General features: G+C 61.9%; 14 protein-coding genes and 2 pseudogenes. 15 read left to right on the plus strand and 1 reads right to left on the minus strand.

Translation table 11 applies throughout. The features are described from left to right. The first annotated feature begins 57 nt into the window (after positions 1–57). The 8 genes from ACA049_RS16845 to ACA049_RS16880 all read left to right on the plus strand — a co-directional run bounded on the left by ACA049_RS16845 (position 58) and on the right by ACA049_RS16880 (position 13,558). Positions 58–792, plus strand: a complete 735-nt coding sequence (locus tag ACA049_RS16845; protein WP_104995203.1) for a flavodoxin family protein — start codon at positions 58–60, stop codon at positions 790–792. Positions 793–824: 32 nt separating this feature from the next. Beyond that, complete coding sequence (locus ACA049_RS16850; RefSeq protein WP_497328437.1) at positions 825–1,943, plus strand: DNA glycosylase AlkZ-like family protein; 1,119 nt, start codon at positions 825–827, stop codon at positions 1,941–1,943. Between the two features lie 33 nt (positions 1,944–1,976). Next, on the plus strand, positions 1,977–7,475 hold the full coding sequence (locus ACA049_RS16855; protein ID WP_497328438.1) for an amino acid adenylation domain-containing protein: 5,499 nt from the start codon (positions 1,977–1,979) through the stop codon (positions 7,473–7,475). After that, positions 7,472–8,797, plus strand: coding sequence for a phenylacetate--CoA ligase family protein (locus ACA049_RS16860; RefSeq protein ID WP_497328439.1), 1,326 nt, complete (start codon positions 7,472–7,474; stop codon positions 8,795–8,797). The genes ACA049_RS16855 and ACA049_RS16860 overlap by 4 nt, the downstream gene beginning before the upstream one ends. After that, on the plus strand, positions 8,794–10,197 hold the full coding sequence (locus ACA049_RS16865) for an anthranilate synthase component I family protein (protein ID WP_497328440.1): 1,404 nt from the start codon (positions 8,794–8,796) through the stop codon (positions 10,195–10,197). The genes ACA049_RS16860 and ACA049_RS16865 overlap by 4 nt, the downstream gene beginning before the upstream one ends. Continuing rightward, positions 10,194–10,778, plus strand: coding sequence for an aminodeoxychorismate/anthranilate synthase component II (locus ACA049_RS16870; RefSeq protein WP_134660331.1), 585 nt, complete (start codon positions 10,194–10,196; stop codon positions 10,776–10,778). Before ACA049_RS16865 ends, ACA049_RS16870 begins: the two co-directional genes overlap by 4 nt. A 74-nt stretch (positions 10,779–10,852) precedes the next feature. Next, positions 10,853–12,277, plus strand: a complete 1,425-nt coding sequence (locus tag ACA049_RS16875) for an MFS transporter (RefSeq protein ID WP_346609076.1) — start codon at positions 10,853–10,855, stop codon at positions 12,275–12,277. Positions 12,278–12,286: 9 nt separating this feature from the next. After that, positions 12,287–13,558 carry a condensation domain-containing protein gene (locus tag ACA049_RS16880; protein WP_497328441.1) on the plus strand — a complete coding sequence of 424 codons (1,272 nt, stop codon included), beginning with the start codon at positions 12,287–12,289 and terminating at the stop codon, positions 13,556–13,558. A gap of 72 nt (positions 13,559–13,630) precedes the next feature. Here ACA049_RS16880 and ACA049_RS16885 read toward each other — a convergent pair whose 3' ends face one another. Next, positions 13,631–13,777, minus strand: coding sequence for a hypothetical protein (locus ACA049_RS16885; protein ID WP_497337023.1), 147 nt, complete (start codon positions 13,775–13,777; stop codon positions 13,631–13,633). Positions 13,778–13,896: 119 nt separating this feature from the next. On the opposite strand from ACA049_RS16885, the gene ACA049_RS16890 reads away from it, so the two are divergent. The 7 genes and pseudogenes from ACA049_RS16890 to ACA049_RS16920 all read left to right on the plus strand — a co-directional run bounded on the left by ACA049_RS16890 (position 13,897) and on the right by ACA049_RS16920 (position 19,254). Then, complete coding sequence (locus ACA049_RS16890; protein ID WP_497328442.1) at positions 13,897–14,373, plus strand: hypothetical protein; 477 nt, start codon at positions 13,897–13,899, stop codon at positions 14,371–14,373. Positions 14,374–14,552: 179 nt separating this feature from the next. Next, positions 14,553–15,641 (plus strand): annotated as a pseudogene (locus ACA049_RS16895) (NADH:flavin oxidoreductase/NADH oxidase family protein); the annotation flags it as partial. After that, positions 15,625–15,821 (plus strand): annotated as a pseudogene (locus ACA049_RS16900) (TetR/AcrR family transcriptional regulator); the annotation flags it as partial. The pseudogenes ACA049_RS16895 and ACA049_RS16900, both read left to right, overlap by 17 nt. A gap of 403 nt (positions 15,822–16,224) precedes the next feature. Further along, on the plus strand, positions 16,225–16,845 hold the full coding sequence (locus tag ACA049_RS16905; protein WP_497328443.1) for a LysE family translocator: 621 nt from the start codon (positions 16,225–16,227) through the stop codon (positions 16,843–16,845). A 117-nt stretch (positions 16,846–16,962) separates the two neighbouring features. Continuing rightward, a complete protein-coding gene (locus tag ACA049_RS16910; RefSeq protein WP_497328444.1) occupies positions 16,963–17,418 on the plus strand; it encodes an arsenate reductase ArsC in 456 nt (151 codons plus the stop codon). Further along, positions 17,418–18,107, plus strand: a complete 690-nt coding sequence (arsH, locus tag ACA049_RS16915; RefSeq protein WP_497328445.1) for an arsenical resistance protein ArsH — start codon at positions 17,418–17,420, stop codon at positions 18,105–18,107. The genes ACA049_RS16910 and arsH overlap by 1 nt, the downstream gene beginning before the upstream one ends. A 64-nt stretch (positions 18,108–18,171) precedes the next feature. Further along, a complete protein-coding gene (locus tag ACA049_RS16920; RefSeq protein WP_497328446.1) occupies positions 18,172–19,254 on the plus strand; it encodes a bifunctional transcriptional activator/DNA repair enzyme AdaA in 1,083 nt (360 codons plus the stop codon). The last annotated feature ends 29 nt before the right edge of the window (positions 19,255–19,283 follow it).

The following is a 19,283-nucleotide window of genomic DNA, read 5'->3' on the forward strand; positions in this document are numbered from 1 at the left end:
CGATCCGCCGATCGTCGTGCCCGGGAACAGGTAAAACTCTAAGGAGAGAGAAGCACCATGACGGACAAGATCAAGTATGTCGCCATCAATGGCTCGGAACGGGTGGATGGCAACAATGCCAGAGCGCTGGAGTGGGCGGCCGAGTACCTGGAAAAACAGGATGTCATTCTCGAAGTTTTCTCATTGGCCAACGCCAAAATCGACCCTTGCGGGGCCTGCGGTGATTGCAATTTTCGCAACGAACCCTGCGCCCAGAAAGATGACGCCGCGCGCGCCGTGCGCCTCATGGAAGCCAGCGATGGCGTGATCTTCGCCTGTGCCGTGCATGGCTTTGGCGCAACCCCTCTGATGTCGGCGTTCTTGGAACGGGTCGGCACCGGGTTCCTGCGCCACGACCGCACCCTCACCAACAAAGTGGCCGGGGTCATGGTCACTGGTCGGCGCATGGGCCATGTCGAGGTCTACAACCAGATGCTCCAGTGCGCCTTGCTCAACCGCATGATCATGGTCGGCTACGGCTTCCCGGCGATGCTCGTGGGCGACAAGAAAGGCGAAGTGTTGGGTGACAAGGAAGGCATGGAGATGCTGCGTCGGATGCTCGATCGCATGGTGTCCATGACGCGTCTGATCCGCGACTACGAACAACTCACCGGGCAGCCGGCGCTGCCGGTCTCGGTGCCTGGGGAACGCCATCGCGAGGGTAACGACGGCAAGTTCTTCGTCCCGACCAAGTCCGACATGTACCAGGTCGAGGCCACTCGCAGTTGCAACTTCGATGTCGTCGGCGACTGAACAGCGCAGCCCCAGAGCCAATCGAGAATCATATGAGCATTAGAACTGCCTGCAATGGCCTCACCGACACTCTCCTGCGGGAATGGATGGTGTCGGAACACTTCGAGCGCCTGGCACAAGCAACGGTGGCACAGATAGCACAGGCCTATGTCGGCGTTTATTCGGCGCGGCCCACCAGTTGGCTGGCGGTCATGGCACGCAATCAAAACCTCGATCGCAAGAGCCTACTGGCGAAAGAAAACGACAGCGAGTTGTTGCGTATCCCGGGTATGCGGCGCTCCAAATTCCTGCTGCCCGGCGAGCTGGCAGGCAACGTCTTTGCGGCCACTCGCCTGCCGTTGGCCAACCACGAGTGGCGGCTACGGGACGTCGGGCTTGGCCTGGACGATTACCGACGCCTGCTGCCGGCGCTGATCACTTTGAGCACAGGCGCCGCCGTGCGTCTGCAAGACATCGCCAGTGCCCTCGAACTGCCGGCGCCCCAGGCGCGGGCGTTGACGTCAGTGGCGACCTATGACGGCGCGTTGGTTCGCATACCGGCGGCCAATCATTGGTCGAATCGCTGGCTGTATTCGGCTGCACCCGAAGGCCTGTTGCCGGGTGACGGTGTGCCACTGGACCGCGACTCGTTGCTGCGTGACATCGCTGGGCGCTACGTCGAGCACTACGGACCGGTCACGGTCGATGACCTCGCCTGGTGGCTCGCGGTTTCAAAGGACACCGCGCGCACGCTGCTTCAAGCCTGCGCAGCCTGCCAGGTCGCCGATCAGATGTGGCATAGCGAGGATGGGAAAGCGCGTCTTGAGCAGTTCCTGCAACGCGAGCAGAAACCCGCGAGCAAGCAGATCCGCTTTCTGCCGGCCTGGGACCCGTTGGTCATGGGGTATGCGCCCGGTTCCAGGCAGCGCGACTGCCTTGAACTGGAACGCATCGGCGGCTACGACCCGGCCGGTAACGGCCGGCCGGTAGTGCTCATCGGTGGCCGGGCCGCCGCAACCTGGCACACGGCGGCCAAGGGCAGCAAACGCGTCATCGCAGTCGATGCCTCGACACTGACTGACCAGGAACGTGCAGCCGTGCTTGAGGCTGCCACGGTTCTGGCGGAGCAGATCGGGGCTATTCACCAGATCGAAAACGAACTCACAGCGTGAAAACAGGGAAGCATGAACAAGATGAGGGACGACATGACATCAGTACCCCAAGCGCCACAATCGCTGTCAGGGAGTGAGCGCAGCCTTTGGGACGCGTTTGCGCAGCCACAGGCCGGGCAATCAGCGGACAACACCCGAGAACAGCAAGAGATCGTCTTGCCCGCTGGCCTGACGGCCACCATGAATGACATGGTCACGGTCGCCGCGGTTCTGGGCTACCTGCTCAGTCCGGAAGGCCGGCTGACGTTGGCAATCCATGATGACGCCAAGCCGTCACTGCTCAGCGTCGATTGCATGACATTGAACCTTGCAGAAGACGCTCGCGACTACATCTCGCAATTGCGCAACAGTGTCGAAGCGTCCCATGGCGAGCCGCAATTGCGGGCCGATATCGAGATCAGCAATGGCAAGCACCTGCCAGCGGCGCAAACACCGGTCTGGCTGTTGGTGCACGAGGGCCGCTGCCAACTGTCGGTACGCAGCGATTACATGACCCCGGCGTTAAGCCTGGAATTACTGGAGTTGGTGGCCTTCGCCTGCGCCCGTGTGCTTGATTCCAAGGCCCTGCCGGCGCCCGCGCTCCAACCGGGCTGCCCGGCCCCGGCCGAAGCCGTCGAGCGCCAGTTTCTCGTGGAGCGCATTTACCGGCATGTGCAGAGCAAACCCTCGGCTGCGGCAATCATCGATGACAACAGCGATCGCACCCTGACTTACGCCGAACTCTGGAACGCCTCCGAGGCATTGGTCCAGCACATTCGCGAGCGCGTCACCTCCCGCCGTTCGAGCCCGCGCCTGGCGTTGTTCCTGGAACGCGGCTGGCAGCATCTGGCCGCGATCATCGCCGTGCAACGCATGGGCGGTACCTGCGTGCTGATCGACCCGGCGCATCCTGATGAACGCATCCGTGCCTTCATCGAAGAGTGCAGTCCGCATGCGGTGTTGACCGCCGGCAGCACCACCGAACGCGCACGCGAGCTGCTGACCTTTCCGCTGCTGGATATCGATAAGGTGCAGGTCCATCCTACCCTCGTCGATTGGGAGCACGGCAAGTGGGTCGACAGCACCAATGAAGCCTGTTTTATCGCCGGGACTTCCGGCAGTACCGGACGGCCCAAAGCCGTTTGCCTGTCCTATCGGGGGATGGCCGCGACCCTCGACGCTGTCATCGAGCAGGCCGGACTTGGCGAGCATAGCCGCGGCTCATGGCTGTCGTCGCCCGGCTACGGGATGGTCGAAGTCGACCCGCTGCCGGTTCTGTGTGCCGGCGGCACGGTATGCATCCCTGCACCCCAGGTGCTGCAGGACGTCAACCTGCTGGCACGCTGGCTGCTTGAAGGCGACATGAACCACACACTGGCCATGACTTCCATTGCCGAAGCATTGTGGGCCACGAGCACCCGAACCGGTCTGCGCACCATGCTGATCGCCGGTGAACGCTGCAAGCAATGGCCGCCGAGCGACCTCGGCTACCGGGTGATCAATGTCTACGGCTCCGCAGAAGCCGCCGTAGTCTCCATCGAAGACCTAAGCGCCCCGCGCCGCACCTTGCTGCCCTCGGTAGGCCGCGCGATTCCTGGCGCCCGGATGTACGTGGTCGACCGCAATGGCCAACAACTACCGGCCCGTTGTGTCGGTGAGTTGATCATCACCGGCGAAACGCTGTCGGTGGGCTATGTCAATCCCGAGGACACCAGGAAAGCCTTTCGTGGCAATACTCTGGACGCCACGTCGGCCTTGCAATACAGCACCGGCGACCGGGCGCGCATGGCGGCCGATGGCACCGTGGAAATCTTTGGCCGTACCGACTCCGTGGTCAAGATCCGCGGCCATCGGGTCGACCTGACTGAACTGGAGATCACCGCGCTGCAAGTTCCGGGCGTGGTGAAGGCCGCGGCCAATTGTTTGAGCAATGACCTCGGCGCGACGCTGGCATTGTTCCTGGAGCTGGCTCCCGGTGCCAAAGAAGTGGTCGCCCGGGTTCGCCAGCACTTGGCCGCGCGCTTGCACCCGGCCGCCCAACCCGGCCAGATCGTGACCGGCGCCCTGCCCCTCGGGCGCAATGGCAAGGTGGACTACAGCGCGTTGCAGGTCAGCCCGATCGAGCGCGATGCGAACCAGACCGTTTTTGTCCCGCAGAGCCCGGCAGACCACGCGGTACGTGACTGCTGGCTGGCCTGGACGCTCTGTGACGAAGCCATGCTGGAGGCGAGCTTCTTCGACGCCGGTGGCGATTCCCTGCGCGCCTTGCGCATGGTCGGCGAAATGGCCTGCAAGCATGGCATTCATGTGCAAATGGGGGCGTTCCTCGAGGAGCCGTTTCTGGCGAATCTGGTGCGCCTGGCCAATGCCTCGCACAACACTCAGTTGCCGACGTTCGAGCACTTACCGGCAGAGCAGCAATGGCTGCCGTTCGAGCTCAACGAAAGCCAGCAGGCGCTGTGGATCGGTCGTGGTTCGTTCTACGACTACGGCGGCGTCGGCTGCCAGGGGTATTTCGAGTGGGAAGTGCAAGCCCTCGATAGCGAGCGTTTCACCCGTGCCGTGGGGTTGCTAGTGCAACGGCATCCAATGCTGCGCATGACCATCGATGCCAGGGGCCGCCAGAGCATCGGCGACGTCGACGGCACGCAAGCGGTGAAATATGTCGATCTCAGTGCTCTGGACGGCGCGCAGATCGAGCGCGAGATCGATGCGGTTCGCGACCGCATGGCCAACGAAGAAATCGGCACCACGCAATGGCCGCTGTTCCAGTTCCGCATCAGTCGCATCAGTGCCAGCGCCAGCCGGGTGCATCTGTGCATCGACATGTTGATCGCCGACGCCTGGTCGATTTTCCAGGTGATCATTCCCGACCTGATCGATCTGTATCTGGAAGATGATCCACAACTGCCGGTGCTGCAGACCAGCTTCCATGACTACGTCGCCTATCGGCAAAAAGTGCTCAAGAGCGCCCAGTACCAGGCCGACCGCGAATACTGGCTGGAGAAGATCAATCACCTGCCGGCAGCCCCGCGCCTGCCTCAACTGGAGCCTGGAGAGTTCAGCGGCACGTCGCACTTCGAGCGACACGAAGGCACCCTCGCCGTCGATGCCTGGGAGCGACTGCAGGCCCGGGCGCAGGCGCGCAACATCTCTCCGTCCGGCGTGGTCGCGCTGGCCTTGTGCGAAGTGTTGCGCTGCTGGGGCGAAGAAGACCGCTTCACCCTGAACTTCCCGGTCTCCGACCGGATGCCCGTCACTGCCGATATCGACCAGGTTGTCGGTGACTTCACCAACACCTTGCTGGTGCCCTATGAAACCGCGGCCGCCGACACCCTCGAGGTTCGTGGCCAGCAACTGCAGGGCGCCATATGGCAGGCACTGGATCATCGCCTGTTCAACGGTGTCGAGGTGCTGCGCGAGCTGGCCCGGGTCCGGCGCAGTGGCGGCGCGCCACTGATGCCGATCGTCCTCACCAGCCTGCTCGGGCACCCAGGACGCCATGATGCGGCGCTGCTTGGGCCAGAGGTTTACGGCGTCTCGCAGACACCGCAAGTCACCCTCGATGTGCAACTGCGCGAATCCGAAGGCACGTTGTACTTCAAATGGGATTACCTCACCGGGGTCATTCGTCCCGAAGTCGTGGAGTCGATGTTCGGCGCATTCAGCACATTGCTGCAGCAACTGGCCGACGACAGCGAGATCTGGCAACGCACTTGGCTTGACCTGCGCCCCGCCGCGCAGATTGACGTACGCCGCGCCGTAAACGCGACTCAGGCCCCCGTGCCGCAGGTTCACTTGCGTGACCTGCTACTGGCCCGGATTGCCGAGCGCGCCGGGGAAACCGCAGTGATCGATACCCGGCGCAGCTACAGCTGGGGTGAAATCGGCCGGGCCGCAGCACGGATCAGCAAGATGATCCAACACACCCGTAACCCTGATGAACGTTTTGTCGGCATCGTCCTGCCCAAGGGCAGCGGCCACTACGCGGCTGTCTATGGCTGCCTGCTGGCCGGGGTCGGTTATGTGCCGGTGGATATCGATCTGCCGTCCGAGCGTATTCGTTCAGTGCTGTCGCAGGCCGGAGTGCACACGGTTATCGCCGGTATCGATACCCCGTTGCCGGAGCAGATCCAGCGGCTGGTACTGACCGATGAGGACCTGCATTACTGGACTGCCGAGCACACGGAGCTGACTCTCGCACCTCTGGCTGCGGACTACTCGCCGTATGTGATCTTCACCTCCGGCTCTACCGGTAATCCCAAGGGTGTCGAGATCCCGGAGGCCGCAGTAGTCAACCACGTTTATGACGTCGTCGAGCGCTTTGGCCTGGATGCCTCCACTCGCCATCTGGCCACTGCCGCCCTGCATTTCGACATGTCGGTCTTCGATATCTTCGGCCCCCTGCTGCACGGCGGCTCGGTGGTGGTGCCAGCTCAGGCGGCGGGCCCGGACCCCGATGCCTGGATACGACTCCAGCGGCGTCACGGCGTGACCTTCTGGGCCTGCGTTCCGGCGATCATGGACCTGCTGTGCAGTGTTGCGGAAACTGCACGGAGTTTCTGCGCGGTAGATTCGCTGGCCAACATCGTCATGGCGGGCGACTGGATTCCACTGCCACTGTTGCCACGCGCCAGGGCGCTGTATCCGAACGCGCGATTGTATTCCTGCGGAGGTCCCACCGAGACCACCAACTGGTCGGTGCTGCACGAGATCGACGAACAAGAAGGCCAGCGAGTGCGTTCGGTGATCTACGGCGCGCCCATGCGTAACTCTGCCTACCACATCGTGGCCGACGACTGGACCGATTGCCCGGATTGGGTGCCCGGGGAAATGTTGGTGGAGAGCGATGTTTCCCTGGCCTGTGGCTACATCGGCCAACCGGAACTGACCGGCAAGGCCTTTGTCCAGCACCCGCGCAGCGGGCGGCGCATGTACCGCACCGGCGACCTTGGGCGTTACCTGCCTAACGGCGAAATCGAGATCCTCGGACGTATCGACAACCAGATCAAGCTCAATGGTCTGCGCATCGAGCTGGGAGAAATCGAGGGCGTCGCCGAGTCCTGCGCCGGCGTCTCGCGGGCCTGTGCGATAGCACTGCCGGGGCCCGACGGGCATCCCAAACAGATTGCCCTGGTGTATGTCGGCGAGCCCGGACTGGCGCCTGCAATCACGTTGACCTTGAGCCAACGGCTGCCCGCGTACATGGTGCCGAAAACTGTCCAGTCGTTGCCCCGCTTGCCCCTGTCGAAGAACGGCAAGGTGGATGTGCTGGCCCTGCGAGAAACCATGAGGAATGACATGAAAGAACCCAATGGCAAGGCTTCGCAATCCACCCTGCGCATCGTGATTGGTGTGATCAGCCAGCATCTCGGACAGCCAGTACTGCCCGACGACAACTTCTTCGACATGGGCGGCGACTCGCTGTCGGCAATGAAGATCAAGGTCGAACTTGGCTCCAGGTTGTCACAGCCCATTGAGCTGGAGGACCTCATGCTCACCGAGACCATCGGTGAGTTCGCCAAGTGCCTGAACGCGGAGACCCAGTCATGATCAGAGACAACCTGCACCAGCAATGGCTGGATGATGTGGACGCCTACCTGGATGGACGCACGACGCCGCAGACGCTGCAGGCCAACGGGCAGCAACGGGCCGGGGAAGTCTTGCGCTATGTCGCGCAACGCTCGGCGTTCTATGCCGATCACCTGCGCTCGCAAGCGGGCAGTCCGAGCGCCTTGCCGGAGCTGGACGGCGTACCGTTCACCACTAAGGACGACCTGCGCGCCGTGGGCCGCTCGGTCTGCAGCCTGCCGTTCGACCAGATCGCGGTGTACTACGAGACCACCGGGACCACCGGGCTGCCAACCCCCTGCCCGCGCGCGGCGATCGATGTCGAAACCAGCGGCGCCTATGTACAGAAGGCTGTTGCCGACCTGTATCAGTCGACCTTCGGCACCACTCATGCCCTCACCGCGATCATGGGGCCGTCGGAGCTCTACGCGTTCGGCGATACCTATGGCGAGGTCTGCCGCAATCTGGGCATTCCTTACGTACGGCTATGGCCGGAAAGCCCTCGGGTCGGCCTGGTCAAAGCCGCCCAGTTGATCAACGACCTCGGTGTCCGCTCGCTGATCTGCTCACCCGCCGTCGCGCTGGCCCTGGCCCGCCTCTATGTGAGTCAGGGGATCGATCCGCGCGAGACAGCAGTCGGGCAGATCATGGTGTTGGGCGAACTGTGCACGCCGCATATGCTGAGCAATATTGCCCGGGTCTGGGATGCGCATTGCACCCACGGCCTGTATGGCTCTCAGGAAGCCCACGCGGTGGCCACCGGTTGCCCGAACGGCAACCTGCACTTTTCCGAGACCAACTATCTGGCGGAGATTCTTCCGGTGCCCGGGATGGACGGCGATATCGGCGAGCTGTGCCTGACGATGCTCGTACCCGGCGCCAAACCGCTGATCCGCTACCGCACCGGCGACCTGGCAAGCCTGCATTCTGCCGAAAAATGCGGATGCGGCAATCGTTCGCGTTGCCTGCGGGTCTTTGGCCGGGTGAGTGATGTGATGACCCTGGCCGGTCGCCAGGTACTCCCGGCTCTGATCGAGTCGGCGGTGCTGACGGCGGCCGAGTGGGTCTCCGGCTACGAGGTCAGGATCTGTTCCGCCAGCGACGGCAGCGACCATGTCGAGGTGTCGATGGTGGCAGGGATCGGTGAGCGTTCGCTGGCCGAGGTTCAGGAGCAGATGGCCGGCCATTTCGGCACCTCGGTCCAATTGCAACTGGCACAGAACCTGGACCCGAGGACCGAGACCGGTGCCTACATTTCCTGGAAGCACGCACGTATCCGCGATCAACGGGAGCCCGCCCTGTGAGCTCATTACAACCCATCCCCCTGTGGAGCGTGGAGCACCACGAAATCAGCGATGCGGCGCCGATCGCCCAGGTGCGGCGAGGCCTGCTGGGGCTGTATCCGTGCCCGGCGTTGTTCGAGACCGGTGCGGGTTTTCTGCCGGTCGACGGCAACCAGACCACCTTCATGATCGACCTGTTGTTGGAGTTGAAACTGGTCAACGACACCTGGCACCTGTCGACCGGTGCGCCGTTCCAGTGGGCCCTGGCCGCGTGCGAGCAGTTGCTGAACAATTCGCAAGCGAGCCTGTGCGAACGCCTGCGACGCGTCACCCAGACGCTGGCCCTGCCGGAGGGCTTTCCGCTGGTGCTGGCGCTGGGCTACAGCGCCGCGCGGTTTGTCGAAAACCTGCCGGAGATTGCCATCGAGCCAGATGTCCCGGAGGTGGTGGTGCGGGTCTATCGGCATGTCGTCCGCTTCGAAGCTCCCGAAGGTCCGGCGCGGATCGACGTACTCAATGCCGGCGACAACGCGGCAGCGCAACTGGATGCCCTGCTCGCCGTGCTGCGCAATCCGCCGGTGACGGCACCTGTTGCAAGACTCGGCACTGAAGTCGCGGTGATCGAGGACGTCACTGATCGCGAGGACTTCTGTGCCGCCGTTTTAAGGGCCAAGGAGTACATCCGCGCCGGTGACATCTATCAGGTGCAGTTGTGCCGGCGTGCCGTGTCCAGCGCGACGATTGCTCCGGTCGATCTTTACGAGCGTCTGGCAACGGTCAATCCGGCGCCCTACATGTACTACCTCGACCTTGCCGACCTGCATGTCGTGTCATCCAGTCCTGAACTGATGATCCGCCTGCAGGACGGCGTGGCCCAGGTCCGGCCCATCGCCGGCACCATGAGCCGGGAGGATCAGCGCGGCAGTTCGCTGGACAAGATTCCCAAGGAAGCCGCCGAGCACTTGATGCTCGTCGATCTGGCGCGCAACGACCTGGCCCGGTGCGCGGTTCCCGGGGGCGTCCAGGTGAGTTCGTTCATGCAGCAGGACACTTACGGGTCCTTGCTACACCTGGTGTCCACTGTGGAAACCAGGGTACGCGAGCAATGCGATGTCTGGGATCTGATCGTGGCCAATTTCCCGGCGGGAACCATGACCGGCGCACCCAAGGTCCGCGCAATGGAAATCATCGCCGAGCTGGAAGGCACCGCACGCGGGCTGTACACCGGTTGTGTCGGCTATATCACCGGGCCCAACAGCGCGGTGCTGGCACTGACAATCCGCACCATTGTCGGCAACGCCGGACGCTATGTGTTGCAGTCGGCGGCGGGAGTCGTCGCTGACTCCGAGGCCGAGGATGAATGGAATGAAGCGGGAGCGAAGATCAAGTCGTTTTCCCGAGCGATGGGAGCCTGCGCATGAAAGTGATGTTGATCGACGCCTTCGACAGCTTTGTGTATGTCATCGAGCAGTATTACTCGGCCGTGGGTGCAGAAACCCGGGTCGTTCGCGTCAACGATGATCCGATCGCCCAATATCGACAGTGGCAACCGCAGTTGTTGGTTCTGGGTCCAGGGCCGGGCACTCCCGAAGATCATGGCTACCCGCAGATCATTCGCGCGATGGATGAGCAGCAGGCCATTTTCGGTGTCTGCCTGGGGCATCAGGCACTGGGCGAACATTTCGGCTGGAAGCTCAGCCGTGCACCGACCACCCAGCATGGCAAATACGCCCAGGTGCATCATGACGGCCGCGGCGTTTTCCAGGATGTACCGTCGGCCGTCACTGTGGTGCGTTATCACTCGCTGGCCATCACCGAGCCGCAAACATCAAGCCCATTGGTGGCCACGGCGTACTCGGACGATGGCGTCAACATGGCGGCGCGGCACCGTACCCGGCCGATCGAAAGCGTGCAGTTTCACCCCGAGAGCGTCGGCACCGCCCACGGGATCAAAATGATCCGTAACTCATTGGCGTTGGCCAACGTCCACGCCATGGGCTGATCGCTCATGAAGAAAGCCCTGGATGCCGACCGGAAGCCGGTCGACACCTCTTTAAATCTAAGGATTGGATAAACATGATGCACACACCAACCAACACAACGCTGCACGAAAAACGATGGCAGGCACTCGCTGTCATCTCGATCATCCAGTTGATTCTGCTGCTGGATGCCACCGTGGTGAACGTCGCCCTGCCACGGATCAAACACGACTTGGGACTCACGGACGGATCCCTGACCTGGGTCGTCAATGCCTACCTCATTACCGCAGGTTCGCTGTTGCTGCTGGGCGGACGGATCGGCGATGCCTTCGGGGTGCGCCGCACCTTTCAGGTCGGCGTAGTGATTTTTGGCGGATTTTCCTTACTGGCAACCTTCGCCCAAGACGCCACCGTGCTGATCATCAGCCGTGCCGGTCAGGGGCTCGGTGAAGCCCTGGCGTCAGCCACCGGACTGGCAATGGTGTCACTGCTGTTTCCTTCCGGCCCCGAACGCGGCAAGGCGTTTGGCATCTGGGCAGCACTGGGCGGCCTGGGCTCGATCATCGGCGTATTGCTCTCCGGTGTACTGACGCACTATCTCTCGTGGCGCTGGGTCTTCGGGATCAACGTACCGATTGTCATGCTCCTGATCGTGGCTGCCGCCGTCATGATTCCCAAGTTCAGCCACCGCAGTTCCACCTCTCTGGATCTGGGCAACGCGCTGATCCTGGTCGTGGCCGTCGCCGCGACCGTCATGGCCGTGATGGGTTCTGGCATTGAGCATCTTCCTGGCCAGCGCATGGCGCTTCTGCTGCTGGGCGTTTTGGGCATCGCGGTGGTACTGCGTCGTTGCAAGCGTTCGGAAAACGGCATTATTCCGGCACGCCTGATGACGCGCTCTCCGCGCATGGCTGGTTACGCCATCGTCGCTATTCTCGCAGCGACCTCCGGCGCCCTGTTCTATCTGGGCGTGCTGTTGCTGCAAGACTATCTCGGCCTGACGCCGATGCAGACGGGCCTGGCGTGGCTGCCCTTCTGTCTGGGTTTCTTCCCTGGGATCTTCCTTTCGCAGTTCGTCATGCAGCGCTGGAATCCGCAGGCCGCCGCCGTGGTCGGCCTGGCAATTTCGGCTCTGGGTTTCGCCTTGTTTGCCTTCGGCGTGCCCCTGCACAGCTACTGGCTGGGAATGCTTCCTGCGATGCTGGTGACCTCCATCGGCTTCGGCTGTGTCGCCCCGGTCGCCCAGTCGTTGGCCACCAGCGACCTTAGCGAGGCCGACGCCGGTGCAGGGTCGGGCATCACCACCACCCTTCAGCAACTGTTCCAGGTGTTCGGGGTCACCCTGCTGGCAGCCGTGGCGCTGGCGGTCTCTGACAACAGTGGCGTGCCGACCATCGCCGCGAACGGTTTCGTGGCCGCCTTCGCCGTGTCGGCGCTGGCCATGCTCGGGGGCGCCTTGCTGATATGGGCCGGACGCAATGCCCTGGCGCTCGAGCCAGCCCCGTCGAGCCCCCAGCCTTAGGAAACCGTCATGCATCAGAACTACCTGATCCCGCCCTTCAAGGGCCCCCTCACGACGCTGTCCAGCGTCGCGGGACTGCGGGAAAAATGGACCGGGGCGATGCTTGACCAGACAGGGCGCGCCTATTGCGGCGCCCTGCGTCTGGACTTCAGCGCAGAGTGTGACCAGGCACAAGTATTCGATGCCGTGGCCCAGACCCTGGCGCGACATCCAATCCTCGCGGCCCGGTTCGAGCTGGAACAGGAACACCTGATCGGCCGAGCCCCCACTGAGCAGGCATTGCGTCAGGCGTTGCGTGAGCAATTGGGCCAGGTGCAGGCCACGCTCAGCGATCAGGACTTCCTCGCCTATCGCGCCCGGCACGCCGGCGAACCCGGGCTGCGCATCGCCTCGGCGGTCGACGCGGCTGGCCTGCATGTCTGGATCGGTTTCTGGATCTATACCTGCGATGGCGCGTCGATTGATCTGTTGATCGACGACATCACCCGGTATTACCGGGGCCTGCCCCCGGTTTCCTGCACGGAATGGAACGACTATTGCCAGGGGCTGCACCTGCCGGAGCAGCTCGTGAGCACAGCGCAGCAGCTGGAGATCTACCCGGGAACAGGCCCCTACGGACTTGATGCAGTGCGCAGCAAAAACACAAGCGGCAAGGGGCGCATGCAGAGTCTGAAGTTCACCGCCCCCGTTGCCCGCAGCCGGGTGTTGGACTATGCCAAAACCTTGCGCGTGACGCCGTTTGCGCTGCTGCTGGCCATCTATCAACGGGCAATCAGTGCCGTCAGTGGGGTCGCGACCGTGGTGACGGGAGTGCCCTTCGCCAATCGCCCGGATGCTGCCGCTCAGACTGTGGTGGGGCCGTTGTCCAATACCATCCCGGTCAGTACCCGGCATGAACCCGACGAACCGCTGGCAACAGTGGTCAAGCGGGTGCAGCGGGCGGTGATCAATGCCGCGACACGGCAGCACATCGAACCGGCAGCGTTGTATCCCGAAGGCATGTCTACGCGTACCGCCGGCTTCGAACTGCCGTTTCCCCAGTTGTTCAACGCCTGGAACTCACGCAGCGAAGGCAGTCGCATCGACCTGGGTGACAACCAGTGGATTAGCCTGCAGCTATTGCCGAACGATACCTGCCGGGTCGCTTTCGAGATCACTCTGGATGAGCATAACGAGCATATTTCAGGGCGGATCGACATGGACGCCGATGGCTATGGCGAACACGCAGGAAAGGTCATCGAGCAGATGATCCGCGACCTGCAAAGCATCCCCGACGCTTGATCGGTAACGCGTGTAAAGCAATCAGGGCGGTGTCACACCGCCCTGATTCAATTGCCGATGTAACTTGCTTGCTCAGAAGTCCACAGTCGCCGACAGCAGATAAGTCCGAGGTGTCGACAGCGTCAACCCCGGTTCGCTGTCATCGGAAGCGCCGGCGGAACTCCAGTAACGCCTGTCCAGCACGTACTCGACATTGGCGCGCAAACGCCTGGGTCGCATTGGAGCCTACACGCACGAGCTTGGTCGGTACTGGGTGTACCGAACGTTGGTGGGGCAACCTGCAATCTTGCGCGCGCTATCCGCAGCTTTTGGTCGATGAGTGCCAGGACCTGGGCACCTTGCATCAGGCTATCTTGGAATTGCTCATCAAGGCTGGAGTCCATGTCTCGCTCATTGGTGACGTGAACCAGGGCATTTACGGCTTCGCAGGAGCTGACGGTTCGTTTCTGAGCACTTATTACAACCGTGCTGGGGTGAAGGATTTCAAGCTCACGCGCAATTACCGCTCACTGCCTCCAATCATCACCATCGCCAATTCGCTCTGTGGCCGCGAGGATGAAGCCGATCGGGAGCCTGAAAACGGAGGGGCATATTTCGTCGGGTACAAGGACTCGGAGCTTCCTAAGCTTTTTGAATCGTTCAAAGCGCAAATTGATGACTTGGGCATGCAATATCAAGATGCGGTGATACTCAGCCGGGGGACTGAACGGGCGGCAGTGCTATCCGGCAAAGCTGCTCCCCCAGGTCAAGGTACGGTCGCTCTTTTCACCGAAGCAGCATTGGTCCGAGACCAGCAAGGCCGCTATCAAGACTGATTCAAGCGTGTGTGCCGAGCGGTGGTGGGTTTGATGGATAAGCCACCGCATGGCCTCAGCACCCACCTTCAGGGTGCCCCGCAGGATGCATGGATGCTTGGGCTTAGACGACTGCTGTGGGGGTTCATCCGCGACGCTGAGGCCGGGCTACCTTCATCTACGCTTCTGGCTAAAACCGAATCGCCAAGGCTGCCATGGAGGAGAACCTTGCCAATGAGGATCACGCTCCAGGGGAAGCGCTGGTTAAGCTCTATCTGAGTTGGGCGGAGGGTGGTGCCGGCCTGATCATCACTGGCAACGTCATGGTTGACCGCCATGCCTTGACCGGTCCCGCTGGCGTAGTGCTTGAAGACGATCAACACCTGGCCAAATTCAAGCTATGGGCCGATGCTTGACGCAGTCGCGGAGCCCAGGCCTGGATGCAAATCAATCATCCCGGACGGAATCTGTTGGCTTCAATGGGGCAATCGGCACGGGGCCCCTCCGCGGTTGCTGTCGACATTCCCGGACTATCAAAAGCGTTTGTGCCGCCCAGGGCTTTGGAGGAACAGGAGATCGAAGAACTGATCGGGCGCTATACCCAAGCGGCGGTGTTGGCAGAGCGAGCCGGATTCACCGGCGTGGAGATTCATGCCGCGCATGGCTACCTGTTCAGCCAATTCCTTTCTCCCCTGACCAATCGGCGTGATGACCGCTGGGGCGGTAGCCTGGAAAATCGTGCGCAAATTCTATTGAAAACCATCGACGCCATTCGCCAGCGAGTGGCACCGACCTTTTGCGTCTCTGTGAAGCTCAACTCCGCGGACTTTCAGCGCGGCGGGTTCGATGCCGCGGATGCGGCTCGCGTGGTGGAAATGCTTAACGCCAAGGCGGTCGATCTGGTCGAGTTGTCGGGTGGCAGCTACGAAAGCCCGGCCATGCAGGGACAAACCGGCGACGGCAGCAGCCTGGTTCGAGAGGCCTACTTTCTCGAATTCGCAGAGAAAATAGGAGAAATAGGAGAAATAGCGCGCATGCCACTGATGGTCACCGGCGGCGTGCGTAGAAAGGAGGTCGCGGAGCGGGTGGTGAGCGGCTCGGTGTCGATGGTCGGACTTGCCACTGCACTGGCAATCGAGCCAGCCCTGCCGAGGCAGTGGATGGCATGTCGGGACGTCAGAGTGGAGCCCATCGTCGTTCGCTGGAAAAACAAGACGCTGGCATCGCTGGCAGTGGCGTCGGTGATCAAGAAGCAGCTCGGCTTGCTAGGGGAAACGGACAAAACCCGGTGTGCGCATGTTCGTATGCCGGGCCGCGTACGACCATCAATGGGCCAACGCACTGCTGCGCATCATTCATTCCGATCAGGCCATGCGCTCGCGCTTGGCTGCCCATGTGCTGGGCGATCTTCGTGACGGTTGCGCGCGGGGACTTTCTCTTACGAGGACGAAGGGATCGCCCTGGACATGGAAAACCCTAGCGACATGCCCATTCGGATCAGCAGAACCGAGTGGGCCCAAGGAAGAAAGGATGACCTTCGTGGCCAACATTTTATTCCCTCGAAACAGAATTCCAAACCGCTAGATTTGGATATCGGTGAGCAGGGTAGCTATCGGCTCAAAGCGTGCGTACGCGAACGGTTGCTTTTGGCCGATTGCTGCCTGTCGCGAGCCCTGCATTCGATCCGAAGTGGACTGCACAAAAAGTCGAAAAACACATTCCTCCATTTTTTGGCTCGAAAGTCCTGTTGAATGAACGGGCACTCACTCTCCACGAGCAACAAAAGTGTACGGCGACTTGCCTCCCCCGCTGTACCGGAAAAGCCCCCGCCGTCCATGATAAAAATACCGCTCTCGTTACCGGAGACCTGTCATGGACCTCGCCACGCTCACGCTGTTTCTCCCCGCCTGCTTCGCCCTGAACATGGCGCCGGGCCCGAATAATCTGTTGTCCGTCAGCAATTCGACCCGCTATGGCTACCGCATCTCGTGCGTGGCCGGGATCGGGCGGTTGATCGCATTCGCCGGGATGATTGCCCTGGCGTCGGCCGGTTTGGCGGTGGTGCTACAAACGTCCGAGTTGCTGTTCTACGGCATCAAAATCGTGGGCGCGGCGTATCTGTTTTACTTGGCGTGGCAGTTGTGGCGCGCCGATCCGGGGGCCGAGAAAGCAGTGACGGGTGCGTCGGTTGGCGTGCTGGGGTTGGCGCGGCAGGAGTTTCTGGTGGCGGCCGGCAATCCCAAGGCAATCCTGATCTTCACCGCCTTCCTGCCCCAGTTCGTCGATCCGACTCGCGCGGTGACACCGCAATTCGCGTTGCTCGGCGCGTTGTTCCTGATGCTGGAATGGATCGCCATCAGCGCCTACGCCTACATGGGCCTGCACATGCGCCGCTGGTTTGCCGAACCTCGGGGCAAGCGGATCTTCAACCGGTGCTGCGCGGGGTTATTGTCGGCGGCGGCTTCGGTGCTGTTGATGGCGCGCCGCGCCTGAAGGTGACGATGGGGAAAAGGGAGTTGGCAATTCGGGCGAGCATCCGTATATTCGGATATCCATATATGCGAGCTTTCAGCGATGAGCCCACTCCCCTCTCCCACCAAAGTTCTCTTCATGTGCACCGCCAACAGCTGCCGCAGCGTGCTGAGTGAAGCGCTGTTCAATCATCTGGCGCCCGAAGGTTTTATGGCGGTGAGTTCCGGCAGTTTCCCCAGCGGCCGGCTCAACCCTCAAGCCGTGCGAACACTGCATAACCTCGGTATCTCGACCGAAGGCCTCTACAGCAAAGACTCTTCGGTGTTCGCCGACTCACCGCCCGATATTGTCATTACCGTGTGCGACAAAGCCGCCGGGGAAGCGTGCCCGGTGTATTTCGGCCCGGCGCTCAAAAGCCACTGGGGACTGGCCGATCCGTCGGAGGTGCACGGCACCGAGCAGGAGATTCAGGCTGCGTTCGACAGCACCGTGGAAACGATCAAGCAACGGTTTGCAGCCTTCTTCGCCCTGGACCTGAAAAACCTTTCGGACGCCGATCTGAAAACCGAACTGGACCGCATCGGAGCCCTGTGATGAACGACGACCTGCCCAATCTCGATCTGGACCTGCTGACGTTTTCAACCGAAAGCACCCACAAGCCGCGCATCCTGCTGCTCTACGGCTCGACGCGCGAGCGTTCTTTCAGTCGCCTGTTGACCGAAGAAGCCGCGCGAATCCTGCGTCTACTGGGCGCAGAAACGGTGATCTTCGATCCCTCCGGTCTTCCTCTCCCCGACGATGCGCCCAGCGACCACCCAAAGGTCCAGCAACTGCGCGAGCTGGTGCTCTGGTCCGAAGGCCAGGTCTGGTGCTCGCCGGAACGCCACGGTTCGATGTCGGCGGTGTTCAAGGCGCAAATCGACTGGATCCCGCTGACCATGGGCGCGGTCCGTCCGACCCAAGGTAAAACCCTGGCGGTGATGCAGGTCTGTGGCGGCTCCCAGTCGTTCAACACCGTCAATCAACTGCGCGTGCTGGGTCGCTGGATGCGGATGTTGACCATCCCCAATCAATCCTCGGTGCCCAAGGCTTTCATGGAGTTCGACGAAGCTGGCCGGATGAAGCCTTCGGCGTACTACGACCGGGTGGTGGACGTGATGGAAGAACTGATGAAGTTCACGGTGCTGGTGCGTGGCCGCGAGGAGTTTTTGGTGGACCGTTATTCGGAACGCAAAGAGAGCGCTGAAGAGCTGTCGAAACGGGTCAATCAACGCTCGATCTGAGGCAACGGAATTCTCTGTCGATTTTCCGGTGGAGGCGTCGCTCAACGCGTCTTATGCTCAGCCCATGAACCTACAAAACGCTTTGCTGCCGCCCCACGCCGAGATGGTTCGCGCCATGCTCGAACGAGACACCGCCTACGAGGGGGTGTTCTTTACTGCCGTGAAAACTACCGGGATCTTCTGCCGCCCCAGTTGCACGGCGCGTAAGCCCAAGCCGGAGAACGTCGAGTTCTTCGCCCATGCCGATGAGTGCATGTCGGCGGGTTATCGCGCGTGTCTGCGCTGCAAGCCGCTGGACGCTGCCGCCATCGCGCCGGACTGGGTGCAGGCATTGCTCAAGTCGGTGGACAGCGATCCCGAGATGCGCTGGACCGATGCCCAACTCGTCGCCGAGGGCATCGAACCGCTGAAACTGCGCCGCTGGTTCAAGCAGCATTTCGGCATGACCTTCCACGCCTGGCTGCGTACCCGGCGCCTGGGCATGGCCTTGGGCGGTATCAAACAGGGCGATTCCATCGACAACGCGGCGTTCGACTCGGGCTACGAATCCCTGAGCGGTTTTCGCGATGCGTTTCAGAAATCCTTCCACATCACGCCGGGCCGTGCAGCCAACAGCGAGCCGCTGCTGTTCACGCGCCTGACCACGCCGTTGGGACCGATGATCGCCATGGCCGAACGCCGTGGGCTGGTGCTGCTGGAGTTTCTGGATCGTCCGGCGTTGACCCGTGAAGTCGAAGAATTGCAGAACCGTTACGGCTACGCCGTGGCGCCGGGGCACAACGCTCATCTACAGCAGATTGAAGCCGAGCTTGCGCAGTATTTCGCCGGAAAACTCACCGAGTTCACCGTACCTCTGCACTTGCCCGGCAGCGAATTCGCGCGGCAGGTCTGGGCCGAATTGGCGAAGATCCCCTACGGCCAGACCAGCACCTACGGCACCATCGCCGCGACATTGGGCAAGCCCGGCGCCAGTCGCGCCGTGGGTCTGGCCAACGGGCATAACCGTCTTTCAATTGTGTTGCCCTGCCACCGGGTGATCGGTGCAGACGGCTCATTGACGGGCTATGGTGGAGGACAACCGCGCAAGGCGTTTTTGCTCAGGCTGGAAAAAGCCGCCGTGCAGGTGACCGAACAACTCGCATTCTGATCCCCTGGTTTTCTGCAAAAGGTCATAAG

It is taken from the genome of Pseudomonas sp. LBUM1662 (assembly GCF_059695915.1).